Origin of the sequence: Micromonospora sp. LHW51205 (assembly GCF_003315815.1) — a bacterium.
Taxonomy (GTDB): domain Bacteria; phylum Actinomycetota; class Actinomycetes; order Mycobacteriales; family Micromonosporaceae; genus Micromonospora; species Micromonospora chalcea.
On sequence record NZ_QMEZ01000003.1, the window covers coordinates 696,392 to 716,665 of the forward strand.

General features: G+C 74.2%; 4 protein-coding genes. All 4 read right to left on the reverse strand.

The window, feature by feature from the left end; genetic code table 11:
* Positions 1 to 16 precede the first annotated feature (16 nt).
* Positions 17 to 3,388 carry a non-ribosomal peptide synthetase gene (locus DQE82_RS15345; RefSeq protein ID WP_113973037.1) on the reverse strand — a complete coding sequence of 1,124 codons (3,372 nt, stop codon included), beginning with the start codon at positions 3,386 to 3,388 and terminating at the stop codon, positions 17 to 19.
* A gap of 1 nt (position 3,389) precedes the next feature.
* The gene (locus tag DQE82_RS31375; RefSeq protein ID WP_113973038.1) at positions 3,390 to 8,210 is read right to left on the reverse strand and encodes a type I polyketide synthase; all 4,821 of its coding nucleotides are present in this window, start codon (positions 8,208 to 8,210) and stop codon (positions 3,390 to 3,392) included.
* On the reverse strand, positions 8,207 to 16,897 hold the full coding sequence (locus DQE82_RS15355) for a type I polyketide synthase (protein WP_199496002.1): 8,691 nt from the start codon (positions 16,895 to 16,897) through the stop codon (positions 8,207 to 8,209). Before DQE82_RS15355 ends, DQE82_RS31375 begins: the two co-directional genes overlap by 4 nt.
* A 1,322-nt stretch (positions 16,898 to 18,219) precedes the next feature.
* On the reverse strand, positions 18,220 to 20,244 hold the full coding sequence (locus tag DQE82_RS15360) for a hypothetical protein (protein ID WP_113973111.1): 2,025 nt from the start codon (positions 20,242 to 20,244) through the stop codon (positions 18,220 to 18,222).
* Positions 20,245 to 20,274: the final 30 nt, after the last annotated feature.

Below are 20,274 nucleotides of genomic sequence, written 5' to 3' on the forward strand. Positions count from 1 at the left end.
CTGTCTCACCTACCGTTCATGCCTGCGCGGCCGACGAGCGGCGGCGACGTCGACTCAGTGACTGCCGGCGGGTGGCCGCCCGTTCCTGGGCGTCGCCCAGGCCGTCGCCGTCCGCGCCGGGCCGGTTGAGGTAACCGGCGAGCGCGGCGACGGTGGGGAACTGGAACAGCTCGACGAGCGTCACGTCCCGGCCGGCCGCCGCGACGAGCCGCAGGCGGGCCTCGGCCATCAGCAGGGAGTGGCCGCCCAGCTCGAAGAAGTTGTCGTCCACCCCGACCTGCTCCACGCCGAGCAGCTCCCGCCAGATGCCGGCGACGGTGCGCTCCAGCTCGTCGCGCGGCGCCACGTACGGGCTGCGCAGCTCCGGGCGGGCCAGGTCGGGTTCGGGCAGGGCCGACCGGTCCACCTTGCCGTTCGGGGTCAGCGGCAGGGCGTCCAGCGTGGTGAAGACCGCCGGCACCATGTAGTCGGGCAGCCGTTCCTCCAACCGGCCGATCAGCTCACCGGTGGCCGGCACGGCCGGCCCGACCAGGTACGCCACCAGCCGGGTGTCGCCGCCGTGCGCACGCGCCACCACCACCGCCTCGGTGACGCCGGGGCAGGCGGTCAGCGCCGCCTCGATCTCGCCCAGCTCGATCCGGAAGCCGCGCAGCTTCACCTGGTGGTCGAGGCGGCCCAGGTACTCGATCGCGCCGTCGGCACGGATCCGGCCCAGGTCACCGGTCTTGTAGAGCCGGCCGGGCGGCCGGTCGTCGTCGCGGTCGCCGGTGACGGCCGTGCCGCCGGCCGGCGCCGGTGTGGCGAACGGGTCGGCGACGAACCGTTCGGCGGTCAGCTCGGGCCGGTTCAGGTAGCCGAGCGCCACGTTGACCCCGCCGATGTGCAGCTCGCCCGGCACACCCACGGGCACCGGCTGCAGATGGCGGTCCAGCACGTACACCTGGGTGTTCGCGATCGGCCGCCCGATCGGCACCGGCCGGGGGTCGTCGCGGCGGCAGGCCCAGGCGGTGACGTCGATCGCCGCCTCGGTCGGGCCGTACAGGTTGTGCAGCTCGGCGGCGGACCGGGTGAAGAAGCGGTCCTGCAGGTCGCGCGGAAGCGCCTCGCCACTGCAGATCACCCGACGCAGGCTCACGCACCGCTCGACGTCGGGCTCGCGCAGGAACGCCTGGAGCATGGAGGGCACGAAGTGCACGGTGGTGACCTGTTCGGAGCGGATCGTGTCGACCAGGTAGGCGCCGTCGCGGTGCCCGTCCGGGCGGGCCACGACGAGCGTCGCGCCGGTCATCAACGGCCAGAAGAACTCCCAGACCGAGACGTCGAACGAGTACGGCGTCTTCTGCAGCACCCGGTCGCCGGGGCCGAGGCCGTAGGCGTCCTGCATCCACAGCAGCCGGTTGCGGATGCCGGCGAACGTGTTCGGCACGCCCTTGGGCCGGCCGGTCGACCCGGAGGTGTAGATGACGTAGGCGACGTCGGTGCCGCGTACCGGGGTGGGCGGGTCGTCGGCGGCGTCCGCGGGCACGTCGTCGGTGAGCAGCTCGTCGGCGTACCACAGCGGCCCGTCCCAGGACAGCTTCTCGCCGAGCCGCCGCTGGGTGAGCACCACCGCCGGGTCCGCGTCGTCGAGCATCAGCGCCACCCGCCGGGCCGGCAGGCCCGGGTCGACGGGCACGTACGCGCCGCCGGCCTGCCAGATCGCCAGCAGGCCGACCACCAGCTCCACCGAGCGTTCCAGCACCAGGCCGACCCGCACGCCGGGGCCGACCCCGGCGGCACGCAGCCGGCGGGCCAGCCCGTTGGCCCGGCGCAGCAGCTCCCCGTAGCCGACGGTGCGGCCGGCGAACCGCACCGCCGGCAGTTCCGGCGTACGCCGGGCCCGCTCGGCGATCTGCTCGTGCGCCCAGCCCGCGCCGGGCCACCGCCGCGCCTCGCCCCGCGACAGCGCCAGCACTGCGTTCCGCTCGTCGGCGTCCAGCAACGGCAGTTCGTCGACAGCCGTGTGCGGGCCGGCGACGGCCAGCTCGACGATCCGCCGGTAGTGCCCGGCCATCCGGGCCATGGTGGCGGGTTCGAACAGGTCCCGGTCGTACTCGAACCAGCCGCTGACCCCACCGGCGTCGTTGAACAGCTGCAGCTCCAGGTCGAAGCGGGCGCCCTGGGCGCGCAGCGGCAGCCGTTCGAACTCCACCCCGGCCAGGGCCAGCGTGGGCAGCGGGTCGCTCTGGTAGGAGAGCCCCACCTGGAAGATCGGCGGCCGGCTGAGGTCGCGGGCCGGCTTCAGCTCCTCCACCACCTTCTCGAACGGCACCCGCTGGTGGGCGTACGCGCCGAGGCAGGCGTCCCGGACCCGGCCCAGCAGTTCGGTGAAGGTCGGGTTGCCGGTCAGGTCCACGCGGACCGGCAGGGTGTTGACGAAGAACCCGATGAGCGGTTCGATCTCGGCCCGGTCCCGGTTGGCCATCGGCACGCCGACCACCACGTCGTCCTGCCCGCTGTAGCGGCGCAGCAGCACGCCGAAGGCGGCCAGCAGCGCCATGTACGTGGTCGCGCCGTGCTGCTTGCCGAGCACGCCGAGCGCGGTGAGCACCGGCTCGGGCAACGTGAACGGGTGGGAGGCGCCCTGGAAGCCCTGCACCGGCGGGCGGGGCCGGTCGGTCGGCAGGTCGAGCACGGCCGGCGCCCCGGCGAGGTGCTCCCGCCAGTGGGCCAGGTCCGCCGACAGGTCCTCCCCGCGCAGCCAGTCCTGCTGCCAGGCGGCGTAGTCGCCGTACTGGACACTCAGCTCGGGCAGCGCCGGCCGGTCGCCGGTGGCCAGCGCGGCGTACCGGGTGGAGAGTTCACCCAGCAGCACCCCGACGGACCAGCCGTCGGAGACGAGGTGGTGCATCGCCACGCCGAGCACGCAGTCGTCGTCACCGAGCCGGAGCAGGGCCAGCCGCAGCAGCGGGCCGGTGGTGATGTCGAACGGCTCGCGCAGCGCGGCAACGATCCGCGCCTCCAGCTCGTCGCCGCCGGCCGGCGTGCCGCGCAGGTCGGTCTCGGCCAGCGGGATCGCGAGCGCCGGGTGGACCACCTGCACCGGCCGCCCGTCGCGCAGCTCGAACGTGGTCCGCAGCGACTCGTGCCGGGCGACGATCCCGTCGACCGCCTGCCGCAGCAGGGCGGTGTCCAGCGGGCCGCGGATGCGCACCGCCGCCGGGATCAGGTACGCCGGGTTGCCGGGCCGGAGCTGCTCCAAAAACCAGATGCCCTGCTGCATCACGGAGATCGGGAAGACGTTCTCCCGCCGGGCGGGCCGCGCCTGGCCCCGCTCGCGCAGAAGCTTCTCGAACAGCGCCCGTTTCTCCGGGGAGAGCGCGGCGAGCCGTGCGTCGAGGTCGGTCATCTCACGCCTCCTGGCCCAGTACGGCCCGCGCCTGCTCGTCGGAGAGGCCTTCCAGCTCGGCGAGCAGCTCCGAGGCGACGTCCTCGAACCGCTCGACCCGCCCGATGGCCGCCGTGTCGGCGCCGCCGTCGTCCGCGCCGGCCGGCAGCCGGCTGACGATCTGCTCGGTGAGGGTGCGCAGGGTGGCGCCCTCCAGGAACACCGCGATGGACAGCGAGACGCCGAGCTGGCGTTCGATCTCGTTCTTCAGCTCCACCGCCATGAGCGAGTCCAGGCCCAGGTCGAACAGCGGCTGGTCCAGCCCGACCGACGCCGTCGCGGAGCCGAGGGTGGCCGCGACGGCGAGCACCAGTTGCCCGGTGAGCGTCTCGGCGCGCCGGTCGGCCGGCAGGGCCAGCAGCTGCGCGCGGCTGGGCAGCAGGCTGGTCCGGGCCGTACGCCGGGCGGGCCGGGCGGGGCCGTCGCCGCGCAGCAGCGGGGCGAGCAGGGCCGAACCGGAGACCTCCTGGTAGCGGCGCCCCCACTCGGTCCAGTCGACCGGGACCACGGCGATCTGCGGCTCGTCGTGGCGCAGCAGCCGGTGGAAGACCCGCAGCGCCTGGGCGGGCCGCAGCGTGCCCATGCCCTTGCTGAGCCCGGGGGTGGCGTCGGCGCCCCGGTTGGCCAGGCCGACCCCTTCCCAGATACCCCAGTTGACGCTCAGACCGGGCAGTCCGGCGGCGCGGCGCTGCGCCGCCAGCGCGTCGAGGAAGGCGTTGGCCGCCGCGTACCCGGCCACGAACGGCGAGCTGAGCAGCGAGCTGGTCGAGGAGAACAGGATGAAGAAGTCCAGCTCCCGGCCGGCGAACAGGCGGTGCAGCACCCAGGCGCCGACGGCCTTGGGCAGCAGCGGGCGTTCCAGGTCGGCCCGGGTCAGCTCCGTCAGCGGGGCCACCTCACCGGTGCCGGCGGCGTGCACGACGCCCCGGATCGGCGGCCGGCCCTCCCGGTCGTAGCCGGCCAGGAACGCCCGTACCGCCTCCTCGTCGGCGACGTCGACGGAGGCCACGTGCACGGCGGCCCCGAGCGCCTCCAGCTCGCGCACCCCGGCGACACGTGCCGCCGCCGGATGGTCGGCGGGCAGGGCGGTCCACTCGGCCCGGGGCGGCAGCACGGTGCGGCCGAGCAGCACCAGCCGCCGCGCGCCGGCCCGCACCATCGACCGGGCCACCTCCAGGCCGATGCCGCCGAGGCCGCCGGTGATCAGGTAGCTCGCGTCGGGCCGCCACGGCCCGTCGGCGGCGTCGGCCTCGGGCACCGCCTGGCGGACGAGCCGGGCCACGTACCGCCGGTCGCCGTGCAACGCGACCTGGTCCTCGGCGTCCCGGGCGGTCAGCTCCCCCACCAGACGCGCGGCCAGCGTGGCCGGGTCGGCGGCCGGGTCGAGGTCGATCAGGCCGCCCCAGAGCGCCGAGTGCTCCTGCTGCAACGACCGGCCCAGACCCCACAGGGCCGACTGGGCCACCGCGAGCGACACCGGGCCGCCCGGGGCGTCGGCCGGCCGTACCGCGCCGCGGGTGACCAGCCAGAGCCGTACCGTCTCCGGGCCCCGCGCCCGGGCCAGCGCCTGCGCGGTGTGGACCGCGCTGAGGCTGCCCCGCTCGGTGGCCCGCAGCAGCGCGGCGGCGTCCGCCGCGCCGTCCGGGTCGGTGTCGTCGAGGCTCCACAGGTGCAGCACCTGAAGCTCGCCGCCGTCGAGCGCCAGCTCGTCCACCAGCCGGCTCAGGTCCGCCGGGCCGTCCAGGCGCACCTCGGCCCGCGCGCCGTCGACGCGGTACGCCAGGCCCGGCGACACCCGTACCACCCGCTCGCCCCGGGCGGCGACGGCGTCGGCGAACCCGGCGCCGACCCCGGTCCCGTCGGTGAGCACCAGCCAGGTCCGGGCCGGGGTTGCTTGCGGGTCGGGAGCCGGCGCGGGCGCGTCGACAGGTTGCCAGTCGAGCCGGTAGAGCAGGTCGTCGTCGGCGTACGCGGCGGCGCCGTCCTCGCCGGTGTCGTCCACGGTGGATGATCCGGTGTGCCGCTGCCGCTGCGTGCGGCGCGGCTCCTGCCGGCAGTGCGTCTTCTCGAACGGGTAGGTGGGCAGCGGCACCCGGGCCCGCCGGTAGTCCCGGTCGAAACCGGCCCAGTCCAGGTCCACGCCGGCGGTGTAGAGCCGGGCGACGGTGTGCAGCAGCACCGCCCAGTCGTCGTGCTTGGGCCGCAGGCTCGGCGCCAGCAGGGCCTCCCCCGCCGGCAGGTTGTCGCTGATCATGCCGAGCAGCGTCGGCGCGGGTCCCATCTCGACGAAGGTGCGGTAGCCCAGCTCGCGCAGCGTGTCGATGCTGGCCGCGAAGCGCACCGGCTGGCGGGCGTGCCGGCACCAGTAGTCGGCGTCCGGGGCGGTGTCCCACGGCCACAGCTCACCGGTCAGGTTCGCCACGAGCGGGATGCGCGGCGGGGTGAACGTCACCGCGTCGGCCGCCGCGCGCAGGCCCGGCAGGATCGGCTCGATCAGCGGCGAGTGCGACGAGGTGGTGATGTGCAGCTGCTTGGTCTTCACCCCGCGCCTGTCGAACTCGGCGCAGATCCGCGCCAGCGCCTCCCGCTCACCGGAGATGGAGGTGGTGCCGGGGCCGTTGACCGCGGCGACGGACACCCGGTCGGCGTACCCGGCGAGCACCTCGGTGACCTCGGCCTCGGGGGCGAAGACGGCCACCATCGCGCCGTTGCCGTTCAGCTCCCACATCAGCCGGCCGCGTTCGACGACCAGCCGCAGCCCGTCCTCCAGGCTCATCATGCCGGCCACGCAGGCGGCCACGTACTCGCCGAAGCTGTGCCCGAGCACCGCCACCGGCTCGACGCCCCAGGAGCGCCACATCTGCGCCATGGCGTACTGCACCGCGAACAGCGCCGGCTGCGAGTAGGTCGTGCGGTAGACCAGGTCGGAGTCCGGGTCGGCCGGGTAGATCACGTCCAGCAGCGGGACGTCCAGCAGCGGCCGCAGGATCTCGTCGCAGCGGTCGACGGCCTGCCGGAAGGTGGGCTGCGTCTGATAGAGGGCGCGGGCCATGCCGACGCGCTGCGGGCCCTGCCCGGTGAAGAGGAAGACCACGTCGTCGCTGCCGGCCTCGCCCACCACCGGCAGGTCGCCGGGCAGCCCGTCGACGAAGTCGGCGAGCTGGTCGGCGACCTCCCGGACGGACGCGCCGACGGCGGCCAGCCGGTGCGGGAAGTGGGCCCGTCCGGTGCCGGCCGAGAAGCAGACGTCGGCCAGCGCCGCGCCCGGGTCGGCGGACAGTCGCTGCTGGTAGCGCCGGGCCAGCTCCAGCAGCCCGTCCGGCGTCCGGGCCGACAGCGGCAGCACCGAACGGGGCCGCTCCACCGCCGGTTCCGACGGTACGGCCGGCGGCTCGGGCGCGGCCTGCACGATCAGGTGGGCGTTGGTGCCGCTGAAACCGAAGCTGCTCACCCCGGCCACCGGCCGCTCGGCGACCGCCGGCCACTCGCTCAACTCGGTCGGCACCGCGAACGTGGTGCCGGCGAAGGAGATGTGCGGATTCAGCTCGGTGAAGTGCACGTTCGGCGGGATCGCGCCCTTGTGCAGGGCGAGCACCACCTTGATCAGCCCGACGATGCCGGAGGCGGCCTCGGCATGGCCGACGTTCGTCTTCGACGACCCCAGGTAGACCGGTGCGCCCTCCTCCCGGCCGTACACCTCGGCCAGCGCCTCGACCTCGATCGGGTCGCCGAGCGTGGTGCCGGTGCCGTGCGCCTCGATGTAGGAGACCTGCTCGGCGGCGACGCCGCTCGCCGCGAGCGCCCGGCGCAGCACGTCGCGCTGCGCCACCCCGTTCGGGGCGGTCACCCCGGAGCTGCGACCGTCCTGGTTGACCGCGCCGCCGCGGATCACCGCGAGCACCTGGTCGCCGTCGCGTACCGCGTCGGTCAGACGCTTGAGCACGATGATGCCGCAGCCCTCGCTGCGGACGTAGCCGTTGGCGCGGGCGTCGAAGGTCTTGCACCGGCCGTCCGGGGCGACCATGCCGGGGAACTGGGAGAAGGCCACGCTGGGCAGCGGCGACAGGACGACGTTCACCCCGCCGCCGAGGGCCAGGTCGCACTCGCCGGACCGCAGGCTCTGCACCGCCATGTGCACCGACACCAGCGAGGAGGAGCAGGCGGTGTCCACCGCCACGCTCGGGCCGCGCAAGTCGAAGACGTACGAGATCCGCCCGGTCACCACGCTGTGCGCGGTGCCGGTGCTGGCGTAGGCGGTGATGTCCTCCAGCCCGGGGAAGTTCTCGGTGGCGAAGTCGTTGCTGCACACGCCGAGGAACACCCCGGTACGGCTGCCGGCCAGCGCGGTCGGCGCCTTCCCGGCGTTCTCCAGCGCCTCCCAGGACACCTCCAGGGCGAGCCGCTGCTGCGGGTCCATGGCCAGCGCCTCGCGCCGGGAGATGCCGAAGAACTCGTAGTCGAAGTGGTCGACGCGGTCCAGGAAGCCGCCCCAGCGGGTCCGCATCTTGCCGGGCTGCTGCGCTTGCTCGTCGTAGAACTCGTCGACCGGCCAGCGGTCGGCCGGGATCTCCGCGACCGCGTCGACGCCGTCGCGCAGGATCCGCCAGAAGCTCTCCGCGTCGACCGCGCCGCCGGGGAAGCGCAGCCCCATGCCGACGACCGCGACGGGCTCGGTCCGGCCGCGCTCGTACTCGGCGAGCTGCCGCTGCATCCGCTCCATCTGCAGGTAGGCGCGCTTGAGCGTGGAGTTCGGCGCCTGCGCCTGCTGCCCGGTCGTGGTCATCCCTGACGCCCTTCCTCGATCTGGTTGAGCTTGGCCAGCAGGAGCGCCTCGACGTCGTCGTCGGAGAGCTGCTCCAGGTCGGTGGCCGGGTCGTCGGTCCCGGCGGCCGGTGTCGCGCCGGGCGCGGTCGCCGGGCCCGTCCCCGCCAGGGAGACGTCGGCGTCCGGCCCGGCCTCCAGCGCCACGTCCATCCGCTCGGCGAGGTGCGGTACGAGCGCGTCGATGGTCGGGAAGCGCCACGCGAGCGTGGCGGACAGTTCGACGTCGAGCGACGTCTCCAGCCGCTTGCGCAGCTCCAGCGACATCAGCGAGTCGAAGCCCATGTTCGCCAGCGGCGAGGTGACGTCGACCCGGTCGGCGTCCACCTTGAGCACCCGGGCCACCTCACCGGCGACGTGCCCGGTGAGCAGGGCGCGCCGGCGGCGGCCCGGCTCGACGGTGAGCAGCCGCCGGCGTACCTCGCCGGAGCGCGCCCGGCCCTCGGCCGTGCGCGGGGTGTCCACCGCGACCAGGTCGGCCAGCAGCGCGGGCACGAGCCCGCCGGCCGCAGCCGCGCGGAGCCGGTCGAGGTCCAGCGGCAGGACGGCCACCTGCGCCGCCGGGGTCCGCACCAGCCGGTCCAGCGCCTCGATGCCGTCGCGTGGGTCGATGCCGACGATGCCCTGACCGGCGAGCTGGCCGCCACGGTCCGGGCGGGCCGCCAGGCCGGACCCGGACCAGGGACCCCAGTTGACGCTCAGCGCGGCCCGTCCCTGCGCCCGGCGCCGCTGCGCGAGCGTGTCCAGGAACGCGTTCGCGGCGGCGTAGTTGGCCTGGCCCGGTGAGCCGAGCAGCGCGGCGGCCGAGGAGTAGAGGACGAAGAAGTCGAGGTCCCGGTCCAGGGTGGCCCGGTGCAGATGCCAGGCGCCGTCCACCTTGGGCGCGGCCACGGCCCGGAACCGGGCCCGGTCGAGCTGCAGCATCAGCCCGTCGTCCAGCACGCCGGCGGCGTGCACGACGCCGGCCAGCGGCGGCATCGTCCGGTCGAGGTCCGCCAGCACCGCCGTGACGTCCTCGTGGCGGGCGATGTCGGCCTGCCGGACCTGGACGTCGACGCCCTGCCCGCGCAGCTCGTCGAGGACCTGCCCGGCGTACGCCGAGGGCCGGCTGCGGCCGAGCAGCGCCAGGTGCCGCGCGCCGCGACCGGCCAGCCAGCGGGCGGTCTCCAGGCCGAGAGCGCCGAGACCACCGGTGATCAGGTACGTGGCGGCCGGCCGGACCGGGACCTCCCCCGGCGGTACGGCGGCCACCTCGTGCCCGCCGGGCCGGAGCACGATCTTGCCGGTGTGCCGGGCCTGCGCCATGAGACCGAACGCCGCCGCCGCGTCGGCGTAGTCGTAGGTGGTCACCGGGAGGGCGGTGAACTCGCCGCTGTCGAAGCCGCGCAGCACCTCGGCGAAGAGGCGGGCGATCAGCTTCGGCCGCTCGGCGAAGGCGCGTTCCAGGTCGACGGCGAGGAACGAGCGGTTGTGCCGCAGCGCCCGCAGGCCGAGGTGGCTGTTGGCGTAGATGTCCTGCTTGCCGATCTCGACGAACCGCCCGTTCGGCGCGAGCAGGCCGAGGCTGCGGGTGAGCGCCTCGCCGGTGAGCGAGTTGAGCACGACGTCCACGCCCCGGCCGTCGGTGAGGGCCAGCACCTCGTCGGCGAAACGCAGCGACCGGGAGTCCATCACGTGCTTGACGCCGAGGCGGCGCAGCAGTTCCCGCTTTTCCTCACTGCCGGCGGTGGCCAGCACCTCGGCGCCGTTGCGGCGGGCCACCTGCAGCGCGGCCAGGCCGACGCCGCCGGTGGCCGAGTGGATCAGGAGGGTGTCGCCCTCGCCGAGGTGGGCCAGGTACTCCAGGCCGTACACCACGGTGAGGAACGCGATCGGCAGCGCGGCGGCCTGCTCGTCGGTGAGCCCGCCGGGGACGGGGGCGACCAGCTCGGCCCGGGTGGTGGTGTACGCGGCCATGCTGGACGGGGCCACCGCCATCACCGCGTCGCCGACGCTCAGGCCGGTGACTCCGGCGCCGAGCGCGGTGACCCGGCCGGCGCACTCGCCGCCCAGCGGCACGATGCCCGGGGGTACGCCGGGGCAGATCTCCATCGCCTTGAGCACGTCGTTGAAGTTGAGTCCGGCGGCGGCCACCTCGATCTGCACCTGGCCGGGGCCGGGCGGCACGCGTGCGGAGAGCACCGGCGTCAGGCTGCCCAGGTGTCCCTGCACCGACAGCAGCCGGTAGTTGCCGTCGGCGGCGGACCGGTCGAACGGGTGCGGACGCGCCGGCGTGGCCGTGGGCGCGCGCCACGGGACCAGCCGGGGCACGTAGCGCCGGCCGCCGCGCAGCGCGACCTGCTCGCCACCGGGCCGGTGCAGCAGTTCGTCGACCAGGCCGGGAACGCCGTGCCGCCCGTCGGCCGGGTCGAGGTCGACGATCGTGGGGCGCAGCTCGGCGTGTTCCAGCGCGACCACCCGGGCCAGTCCCCAGAGTCCGCCCTGGGCCGGGTCCGGCGCGCCCGCGTCGGCGGCGACCACCTGCGCGCCCCGGGTGGCCAGCACCAGCCGGGGTGACCGGCCGCCGACCTCGGTGAGCGCCCGCACCAGATGCGTGACGGCGACCGGACCGAGCAGTTCGAGCCGGTCGAGTGGGGTGTCCGGCAGGTCGGCCGGGCTCTGCTCGGTGAGGCGCACGTCGAGGCTCCACGCGTGCAGCACTCCGGCGCACGGCTCCGGCCGGGCGGCACGCAGGTCGGTCAGGAGCGTCACGAAGTCCGCCGGCCGGGCCGGGTCGACCTCGTACCGGTCCGGGGCAACCTGCCGGTAGGCGTCACCGGGTGCGACGGTCACCGTGTCCACGCCCCGGCCGGACAGCGCGGCCCGCAGGTCGCCGCCGACCGGGTCGGAGCCGGCCAGCAACAGCCACCAGCCGCCGGTCTCCGGCGTCTGTGCCCCGTCGGTGGCCTCCTGCCAGGCCAGGTCGAGCAGCGCCTCGCCGACCGGGTCGGCCGGGCCGGAGCCGGCCAGCCGGCGCAGCCGCACGCCGGCGATCTCGCCCACCGGGTCGCCGGCCGCGTCGTAGAGCACCACCCGGGCGCCGTCGATCTCCGGGCCGTCGGTGGCGGCCCCGCCCACGGTGGCGTGCGCCCATCGGGGTACGCCCGGGCCGGCGGCGAGGGCGAAACGCTCCACCCCCACCGGCAGGTACGTCCCGTCGTCGGCGCCGGTCATGGCCGCCGCCAGCACCTGCAGGCAGCTGTCCAGCAGGGCGGGGTGCACCAGGTACGGCTCCCGGGCGCCGGTCAGCTCGGCCGGGTCGCGCAGTTCGGCGACCGCCTCGCGCTCGCCCTGCCAGAGCGCGGCGACGCCCTGGAAGGCGGGGCCGTAGCGCAGGCCGGACCGGGCCAGCCGGGCGTAGTGCTCGGCGCTGTCCCGCTGCTCGCCGCAGCGCGAGCGGATCGTGGTCAGCGGCTCGACGGCTCCGGCCGGGAACGGCTGCGCGGCGCCGTACCGGCCGTGCGCCACCTCGTTCCAGGCGTCGTCCGGTCCGCGGCTGTAGATCCGCAGCGTGCCGCCGGTGGCGGTCTCCGGGAGCAGGACGAGTTGGACGGTGTCCGCCTCGGCCAGCTCCTCGACGAGGGTGACCCGGGTCAGTTCGATCCGCTCGACCACCGCGGCCGGATCGTCGAGGAGCCGCCGGGTCGCCGCCAGCGCCGCGTCGAGCAGCAGGCTGGCCGGCAGCACCGGGCTGTCCTCGACGACGTGGTCCCGCAGGTAGCCGAACCCGGCCAGGTCGAGCCGGACGCCGAAGTGGTGTCCGCCCGGTTCGGCGGCGGACCGGACGTACGTCTCCAGCACCGGGTGCCCGCGGTGGGCGGTGCGCCGCGTCCGGGGGTACTCGTCGGTGATCCAGTGCCGTTCCCGCTGCCACGGGTACGCCGGCAGCGCGGCCATCGGCACGACCGGTCCGTACATCCGGCGCCAGTCGACCGGGCAGCCGGCGGTCCAGAGGCGGCCCAGCTCACCGAGGACCGTGGCCCGGCTCGGCTCGTCGCGGCGCAGCGAGGCGACGACGACGCCGTCGCGCTGCTGGCGGGCGATGCGTTCGGTGACCGGGCCGCCGAGCATGGGATGCGGGGAGATCTCCACGAACACGTCGTGCCCGGCGTCGACCAGCCGGGTGACGGCGGTGTCGAACAGCACCGGCCGGCGCAGGTTGTCGGCCCAGTACGCGGCGTCGAGCGCGGCGCCGTCGATCGGCCCGGCGGTGACCGTGGAGAGCATCGGCACGGCGGCGGGCCCCGGGGTGAGCCCGTCGAGCAGCGCGCCGAGCTCGGCGCGCAGCGGTTCCATCTGTGGGCTGTGCGAGGCGTAGTCGACCGATTCGAGCATCCGGCAGAACGTCCCGTCGGCCGTCAGCGTCTCGGCGAGGGCGGCCAGGGCCGCGCCGTCGCCGGAGAGCACAGTGGACTCCGGTCCGTTGGCGGCGGCGACCGAGACGGCGCCCGGCCGCCGCTCGGCGAGCAACTGCTCGGTCCGGTCGAGCGGGAGGCCGAGCACCGCCATCCGGCCGTTGCCGATGGCGGCGCGGATGACCCGGCCCCGCTGGCGGGCGACCCGCATCGCGTCGGCGATGCCGAGCGCGCCCGCGACCTGGGCGGCGGCCACCTCGCCGACGCTGTGCCCGACCACGGCGGCCGGCTCGACGCCCCAGGAGCGCCAGAGCGCGGCCAGGGCGATCTGCACGGCGGTCAGCGCGGGCTGGGCGACCGCCGGGTCGTCCAGCAGACTCGCGTCGTCCCGGCCGGTGACCAGGTCGAGCAGGGAGAAGTCGACGTACTGCCGCAGCGCCCGGTCGCACTGCGCGAACGTGTCGCGGAACGCCGGCTCGGCGAGCAGGTCCTCGGTGATCGGCCACCACCGGGGCCCCTGGCCGGAGAACACGAAGACGGGCTTCGGGCGCCGGGAGACGCGCCGGGCGCCCCACGACAGCCCGGGCCGTTCCGTGCCGGCCGCGTACGCGACGAGCGCGTCCCGTACCTGCTCGGGCGAGTCACCGACGCAGGCCAGCCGGTGCTCGTGGTGGGTGCGGCGCACGGCGGCGGCGGCGCAGACGGCGGCGAGGTCCGCGCCTTCGCCGGGCGGGGCCAGCTTCGCCGCGTACCGCCGGGCGAGTTCACCGAGCGCCTCGGGGGTACGGGCCGAGATGGTCAGCAGCCGGGCCGGGTCCGCCGGGACGCCTCCGGCGGGCGCGCTGCCGTTGAGGCGGAGGTCGCCGGGCGCGGCGGCCGTTTCGGCGAGGGCGTGCCGGTCGGACCGGGGCGCCTCGGCGAGGACCAGGTGCGCGTTGGTGCCGCCGAAGCCGAACGAGCTGACTCCGGCGACGGCCCGCGCGTACCCGTCCGGCCACGGCTGGCCGGTGTCGGCCACCTGGAGCGCGAGCTGCGCGAACGGGATGTGCGGGTTGGGCTGCCGGTAGTGCAGGGTCGGCGGGATCTGCCGGTGCCGCAGGACCAGCGCGGCCTTGATCAGGCCGGCGATCCCGGCGGCGGCCTCCAGGTGGCCGAGGTTGGACTTGACCGATCCGATGAGCAGGGGCCGCGCCGGATCGCGGTCGGCGCAGACCACGGCGGCGAGCGCCTTGGCCTCGATCGGGTCGCCGAGCAGCGTGCCGGTGCCGTGCGCCTCGACGTAGCCGACCTGTTCCGGCGCCACGCCGGCCCGCTCGTACGCGCTGCGCAGCACCGTCTCCTGGGCGTGCGGGTTCGGCGCCATCAGCCCGTTGGTCCGGCCGTCCTGGTTGACCGCCCCGCCGAGGATCACCCCGTAGATCGGGTCCTGGTCGGCGAGCGCCCGGGACAGCGGCTTGAGAATCACCACGCCGGCGCCCTCCGCGCGGACGTAGCCGTCGGCCCGGGCGTCGAAGGTCTTGCAGCGACCGTCGCCCGCCATCGCGCCGGCCTTGCTGAAGTTGATCGCCAGCGCGGGTGACAGGACCACGTTGACCCCGCCGGCGACGGCCAGCGTGCAGTCTCCCCGGCTCAGGCTGGTGACGGCCTGGTGCACCGCGACCAGCGAGGAGGAGCAGGCGGTGTCGACGGCGATGCTCGGGCCGCGCAGGTCGAACAGGTACGACAGGCGGTTCGCCGCGATGCTGAACGCGTTGCCGGTGCCGGTGTACGCGTCGACCCGGTCGAGGTCGGCGAGGGTGAGCTGGGCGTAGTCGCTGGTGGCGATGCCGATGAAGACGCCGGTCGGGGAGCCGGCCAGGTCGTCGGCGGCCAGTCCGGCGTCCTCCAGCGCCTCCCAGGTCACCTCGGCGAGAAGCCGCTGCTGCGGGTCCATCCGGGCGGCCTCGTGGGCGGCGATGCCGAAGAAGTGCGGGTCGAACTGGTCGATCCGGTCCAGGAAGCCGCCCCAGCGGGTGGTCGTCCTTCCGGGCGTCGTCGCGTCGTCGGTGTGCAGCTCGTCGGCGTCCCACCGGTCGGCGGGCACCTCGCGGACCGCGTCGCGTCCTTCGGTCAGCAGGCGCCAGAAGCTCTCCGGTCCGTCGACGCCGCCGGGGAGGCGGCAGCCGATGCCGATGATGGCGACGGCCTCGTCGGTCGCGTCCGCGTGGCCCGCCGTCGCCTCGGCGCCGGTCGCCGTGGTCGCGGCCGGATCCGCCGGCGCCGTGGGCTCGACCGGCGCGGCGGGTTCGGAGCCGACGGCCGGGTCGCCGAGGTGGGCGGCCAGCGCCTCGATGGTCGGGTACTCCCAGATCAGGGTCGCGGACAGGGTACGGCCCAGCCACGTCTCCAGTTCGCCCACGAGCCCGACCATCTCCACCGACTGCAGCCCGTAGGTGGCGATGGGCCGGGTGAGGTCCACCGCCTGCGGGCTGATCCCCAGCCGGGCGGCCAGCTCCGCCACGAGGCGCTGCTCGACCTCGGCGCGACCGGGTGCGGCCACGGGCGGTGCCGGCGTGCTGCCCGCACCGCCGGTGACGTGTTCCGGGTCGGCCGCGCTCCAGCTCGCCAGCACCGTGAGGTCGCCGGTGAGGAAGGACTGCCGGGCCGCCCGCCGTTGCAGCTTTCCGCTGGAGGTCTTCGGGATGCTGCCCTGCTTGATCAGGACCACGTCGTGCACCTGGAGGCCGTGCTCCTGGGCGACCGCGCCGCGGATCGCCGTGACGACGCGCTCGGCGTCGAGCCGGGCGCGGCTGCCGCCGACCTCCTGGATGACGACGAGCCGCTCCTCGCCGTCGACCTCCACCGAACAGGCCACGCCGCAGCCCGGCCGCAGCGTCGGATCGCTCTGCTCGACCGTCACCTCGATGTCGCTCGGGTAGTGGTTCCGCCCGGCGATGATGATCAGGTCCTTGTGCCGGCCGGTGACGAACAGCTCCCCGTCGTCGGTCAGGAAGCCCAGGTCGCCGGTGCGCAGGAACGGGCCGTCGCCGCTGCCGGCGAGCCGGGCCCGGAAGGTCTCCTCGCTCTCCTGCGGGCGTCCCCAGTAGCCCTGGGCGACGCTGCCGCCGCCGAACCAGATCTCGCCGACCCGGCCGGCCGGGAGCCGCTCGCAGGTAGCGGGGTCGACGATGACCAGCTCGTGCCCGGCGGCCGCCGTTCCGCAGCTGACGAGCGTCCGGCTCTCCTCGTCCGGGCCGGCCTCGACCGCCCGGTTGTCGGCGAGGTCGGCGGCACGCACGCGGCGTACTGCCGGTTCGGTGCCGGCCAGCCCGCCGGCGACGAACAGCGCCGCCTCGGCCAGGCCGTAGCAGGGGTAGAAGGCCTCGCGGCGGAACCCGCTGGGCCCGAAGGCCGCCACGAACCGGTCGATGGTCTCGGCCCGGACCGGCTCGGCCCCGCTGAACGCCAGCCGCCAGCTGCTCAGGTCCAGCGCCGCGCGTTCGTCCGCGGTGGTCTTCGCCAGGCACAGCTCGTAACCGAAGTTGGGGCTGCCGCTGAGCGTGGCCCGGTAGGTGGAGATGGCCTGCAGCCAGCGGAGCGGGCGCTTGAGGAACGACGTCGGTGACATGAAGGTCGCCGGGAACCCGGCGTAGAGCGGCTGCAGCATGGCGCCGATCAGCCCCATGTCGTGGTACGGCGGCAGCCAGCTCACCAGCCGGGTGGTCTCGACGTCGGTGATGAAACGCTGGTTCGTCGCCTCGAGGTTGGCCAGCAGGTTGGCGTGGCTGAGCACCACGCCCTTCGGCCGCCCGGTGGAGCCGGACGTGTACTGGAGGAACGCCACGTCGTCACCGCCGAGGCCGGGCTCGCGCCACCCGTCGGCCACGGCCGGGTCGATCCGGTCGACGGCCTGCCAGACGAGCGAGCCCAGCGCGGGCGCCAGCGCGGTGATCTGGCCGGCCATCGCGGTGATCTCCGCCGGCGCGAGCACGACAGCGGGACGGGCGTCCTGGATCACGCCGATCAGCCGGGGCAGGGTCCGCTTGAGCAGCACCGGGTTCGGCGGATACACCGGTACGGCGATCACCCGGGCGTAGAGGCAGCCCAGGAACGCGGCGAGGTAGTCCAGGCCCGGTGGGCAGACGATGAGCGCCCGCTCGCCCTCGTTCACGCGCTCTCGCAACGTGGCGGCGATGGCCCGGGCCCGCCGATCCATGTCGGCGTTGGAAATGGCGACCTCGTCGTTCTCGCCGTCGGCCAGGAACCGATAGGTCACGCCGTCCGGACGGTCGAGAAGGACCGCACGGAACCGGTCGACCAGGGTGCCGGGTTTCGGCGGTTGACCAGCGCGACCGGCGGACCCGGCCGACTGTCGCACTGGGTCGGCCGCATCGCCTCGTCCTGGCAGGGAAATGCCCACGATCCGATTCCTTCTGACGTCCGGTAAAGGCACAGCAGGTCCGGCACGAATGCATGATTAATGCTGCGTTCGCACCACGTTAATAGTCCGGAAAGCACGTTCTGGACTTCGCGAAAGGATCCGCGTTCGTCCCGCCGACTACCAGGACGGCGGCGGCACCAGCATCCCGGCGTTCATCGGCGAGTGTCAACCCTGATCGTTGATAAAGTTTGTGTAACTCGGTTTTCCCAGGAGGCGCAAGCAACGCACCGAGCGCCAACTCTCCGACAGGCGGGAACGATTTTCATAACTGCAGGTGAACGCAGCTCTGCCACTGTCGGATAATTGCGCGCCACTTACCCGACAGTCGACCCGGAGCAGCGTCCCGCCCGGCAGGGAGCGCGCAAAAGCGCAGGCCGTAGGCCATCACGGCATACACAACGGCGCGCCTTGCCGCAGGGAAAACGCGGGCGAACGCGCGTACGGCGGCCTACGTGCCCCGCTGCGCCATGCCCGTGACAGATGGTGCGCTTCAGCCAAGAAGCACGTCGGCGGGCGTCATCCGCCCCGCCTATGCCGTCCTCGCCGCACATATTGACGAGTGGAATAAACGCCGTCGTGTACGGGCCTGAAACTCCTGGCCAAGGCCCGTCTGATAGCCGATGACATCATCCAGACTACCTCCCCCGGAGCGCAGCATAACACCAGGCGTCGCTCTGCGTTGCCCGTCGATCACGCCAATCAGGGCCGCCAATCCGGGCAGCCAAGATCAGTATGCTCACGACACTCCACGCGACCTGCGGAAATGGCTTCCGCATCCGGATCGGGGCGCGCAATAAGCGCGTCGACCAAAGTAAAGGAGTGGGCGAAAACAAGAGGAAGAAGTCCTCAAAATTGCCCTGATCCACGGGGTTGACTTCTCGCCCAGGAGCCCGTGCCGGCCGGTCTCATCCACCCGTGCCGCAATCACGGACTGGAGGGACATGTCCGTCTCATGTGGAATCGGCGCCTTATCGGAGACAGTTCCTACTGCGGAGAAGAGCCGGATAATGAGGTCTTGTTCGGGATCTGGCCGTAAAGACGCGGGATATCCAATCGCTGATTCACCTGTCAGCGATCAGACGCCGCACGCCGCTGCCGGTGGCGCCACTCCCCCGGCGGCGGACCGGGCGTGCGCCATCGCACGCCCGGTCCGGACGTCACGGGCAGGGCCGGCCCGGGCAGACGTCGATCACCTTGCCGGTGAGCAGGAAGACGGCCTTCTGCCGCTGCGCGCCGGGCTGCGCGCGGGGGAACTCGTGCGAGTCCTCGCCGTACTCCGGTCCGGCCGGGGCGAGGTTCGTCGGCGGTGGCGCGTACGCCGCGCCGCTGTTCCAGACCACCATGGCCGAGCCCGCGTACGGGTACCTGCGGATCGGCGCGATGCCCCAGAACGGGCGCACGTCCGGTGACCAGCCGTCGGCGAGCGCCGGAGTGTGCAGGCGGGCGCCGATGGTGCGGGCCTGCACCTCCGCCGCCGCGGTGGAGACCTGCTGGTCGGCGAAGGCCACGTGCATCAGGACCCGGTGCGCCGGGGTACGCGGCAGCGGGCGGTCGGTCATGTGCTGGGCGTACCCGTTGGCCTCGGACCGGTCCCACAGCATCTGCAACAACCCGAAGACGAGCTGCTGATCGATCTTGTCCGGGTAGTAGCCGTCCAGGACGGTCTGGAACGGAGCGAAATCGACGCTGCGCTGCAGCAGCGTGGAGTAGTTCATCGCGGGCACGCCGAGCACCGAGCGGGTCCAGTCCTGAGCGATGGCGGTCAGCGCGCCGCCGTTGATGCCGCCCTGGCTGTTGCCGTCGTAGTGCAGCCCGCCGGCCACGTCGATCAGCGGCCGTCCAGCGGCGTCGCGGAACGCCGGATGGCCGGCGAACCCGTTGCGATGGATCATCGTCCGGCCGAGGAAGAGGAAGTTCAGGAAGCTCTGCTGGAGCCGGTCGGCCACCGCGGGGAAGGCGCTGAGGTCGGTGAAGGCGCCCGCCACGTACGGGACGTCGGCCGCCGCCATGCCGATCCAGCTGGTCGCGCAGAAGGTGAAGTCGTACGTCCGCGACATCGTCTTGACGTTGCCGGCGTTGATCTCGGTGGGCCGGCCGAGCAGACCGTGGCCGTAGAGCGACAGGTGGGCTGGCTTCGTGGCGGACGCGCTGCGCGGGATGTTGCAGACGAAGTCGGCCGCCACCGTCGTGCCGGACGGTGTGGGCAGCGCGTTCGGCGTCGGCGGCGTGCCGTCGCCGCCGGGCGGACCGTAGTGCAGCCGGGAGCCCGGTCCCCCGTCACCGGTCAGGTAGGACGGCACGGCGACGGTGCCGGTCACCTGCCGGGCGATCAGCGGGTCCTGCTCGGGCGTGTAGTCGGTGACCTGGCTGACGGTGAACGAGGGGGCGCGGCGGCCGAGCGCGGCGAACGCGCCGTCCCGGACCGCCAGCATCCGCCCGGTCAGACCGTGCCGGCTCGCGACTGTGAAGTCCCAGGCCAGGTAGAGGCTGTGCCGCTTGACGCCGGCCCGGCTCAGGTCGGCGAGGATCCGTTTCATCTGAGGCGCGCGCGGGTCACGCCGGTCCAGGCCCGCGCCGGTCACGTAACTGCGGAACGCCTTCGGGGCCGGGATCAGCGCGCCGTCGCCGTCGCGCATGCCGCGCAGGCCGACGACGTACCGGGCGCCCTCGGTCAGCGCGACCGCCGGCCGGATGATCAGCACCTGCCGGTCCGGGTTGCCGGCGGCGTGCGCGTCCAGTTCGGCCCAGTACGGCGTACGCCGCCCGGTGCGGGCGTCGAGCAGCACGATCGGCGCGTCCGGCGCCAGCGAGCGCGCGACGTCGGTGACCGGCGCGATCCGGGTCCGAGTGGCGTCGAGACCGGGTACGCGCGCCAGGATCGGCGAGCCGGGGCTGAACCCGTCCTGCCGGTTCCACTCCGCCGGGTCGATCGGCACGCCGAGCACGTTCGCCGGCATCGCGGAGGCGGCGAACCGCACCCGCTTGCCGGTCGGCGTGCTGCGGTCCGGCACGGTGAAGTAGTCGTTGGGGAACGGCAGCAGGCAGGCCGCCGGGTCGATCGGGTCGCAGGACCGGTTCGCGGCCGGCGCGGGCGGCGCCGCGGCGGCGCCGGAGCCGAGCAACACGGCCGATACGGTCACCAGCGCGGACACGGCGAGACGGAGCCGTCTGGGGGTGGGCACGCGCGTCTCCTTCGGCATCGGAGTGTGGTA

Excerpts from the sequence above, each read along its gene's own strand:
- DQE82_RS15345 (WP_113973037.1), bottom strand. The coding sequence starts at position 3,388 with ATGACCGACCTCGACGCACGGCTCGCCGCGCTCTCCCCGGAGAAACGG.
- DQE82_RS31375 (WP_113973038.1), bottom strand. The coding sequence starts at position 8,210 with ATGACCACGACCGGGCAGCAGGCGCAGGCGCCGAACTCCACGCTCAAG.